Here is a 1,113-nt window from a genome sequence, read left to right on the forward strand (position 1 = left end):
GACCGGGACGCAGTTGATATCCCCTGCGCGGCGGACACGCTGCTGCGCAAGCTCTGGGGACAATGGAAAACCCATGTAATCTACGTGTTAGGCGATCAGCGGGCCTGCCGCTTCGGTGTGTTGCGACGCCAGATCACCGGCATCTCTCCCAAGGTGCTGACCACCCGCCTGCGGGAGTTGGAAGCCGATGGGCTGGTTTGGCGCGAACAAGAGAATACCATTCCGCCCAAGGTGACCTATGGGCTGACTGAGACAGGCCTTGCCGTGCATGCGGTGCTGAAGGATATTGAAAAGATTAAAGTCTAAGTGCGCTCGAAAAAAGCAGAGGTAAAACGGGTCAATCAAGAGACCTATGAGTGCTGCCTTCAGTCAGCCATGTGCATCACGATGGTGCCCCGAAAAGGATCAGTTCGACCTTTTCCGAACCCTCAACGTAAGCATCGTGGCCTGGAGGGATTTCGAAGAAGTCACCTGGCGTGATCGCAGTTACCTTTTCTGTCTGGACCATGCGCACAATCAGTTTGCCAGACAGGCAATAGCCAACGTGGTGCATCGGGCAGGTATCCGGGGACCCAAGAAGCGGTTTTTCATTTTTCTCCCAGGTCCATCCAGGCTCAAACACAGCGCGCATGCCTGTCGTCCCGTGGCTCATTTTAACAATGTTGATCCCGCCAGCTTCCTTCATATCCAAAGCCTCATCGGGGTTCTCAAAACGTCTGATCTCGATTGCATTATCCATGGTCGGTCCTTTCTTTGTCGTTCATTTGTGCAGGATGACACTCTCCAAAGTGCGGAGGACGTCATGCACCATTGAGCGGGATGTCCCATCGTATTTCAGAGCAGTCATCGTGTTCATGATATCGTTTGATGCTGCCTCATATTCAGCAGCACTAATGTTCATCCCACGATGTGCTTCGGCCATACTGCGCCCCCGGTAGTTGTCAGGACCTCCGCTTCCTGCCGCGAAGAAATCACAGGTGTGCTTCTTAACTTCTTCGACATATTCGGGGCGGTCCTCGTAGGGTATGAAGCGTTCCCTGTTGATTGTCACTGAGAACTGACCCGGTATTTTCACCGAGATTTGACCCACCCTCAGTTATGCGTCGTGGTTTA

At 53.3% G+C, this 1,113-nt stretch carries 3 protein-coding genes; 1 reads left to right on the top strand and 2 read right to left on the bottom strand.

Annotated elements, in window-relative coordinates; translation table 11 throughout:
• Positions 1-306: winged helix-turn-helix transcriptional regulator (locus tag ACGYLA_RS19550; RefSeq protein ID WP_394434645.1), on the top strand; the 306-nt coding region annotated here is incomplete at its 5' end.
• Positions 307-382: 76 nt separating this feature from the next.
• Here ACGYLA_RS19550 and ACGYLA_RS19555 read toward each other — a convergent pair.
• Together ACGYLA_RS19555 and ACGYLA_RS19560 are read right to left on the bottom strand one after the other, a co-directional pair.
• A complete protein-coding gene (locus ACGYLA_RS19555; protein ID WP_132447058.1) occupies positions 383-739 on the bottom strand; it encodes a cupin domain-containing protein in 357 nt (118 codons plus the stop codon).
• A 21-nt stretch (positions 740-760) separates the two neighbouring features.
• Positions 761-1,090 (bottom strand): hypothetical protein, encoded by a 330-nt coding sequence (locus tag ACGYLA_RS19560; RefSeq protein WP_394434648.1) that lies wholly within the window; start codon positions 1,088-1,090, stop codon positions 761-763.
• Positions 1,091-1,113: the final 23 nt, after the last annotated feature.

Origin of the sequence: Sulfitobacter sp. 1A13679 (assembly GCF_043557115.1) — a bacterium.
GTDB classification, from domain to species: Bacteria; Pseudomonadota; Alphaproteobacteria; order Rhodobacterales; family Rhodobacteraceae; genus Sulfitobacter; species Sulfitobacter faviae.

Excerpts from the sequence above, each read along its gene's own strand:
- ACGYLA_RS19555 (WP_132447058.1), bottom strand. The coding sequence starts at position 739 with ATGGATAATGCAATCGAGATCAGACGTTTTGAGAACCCCGATGAGGCT.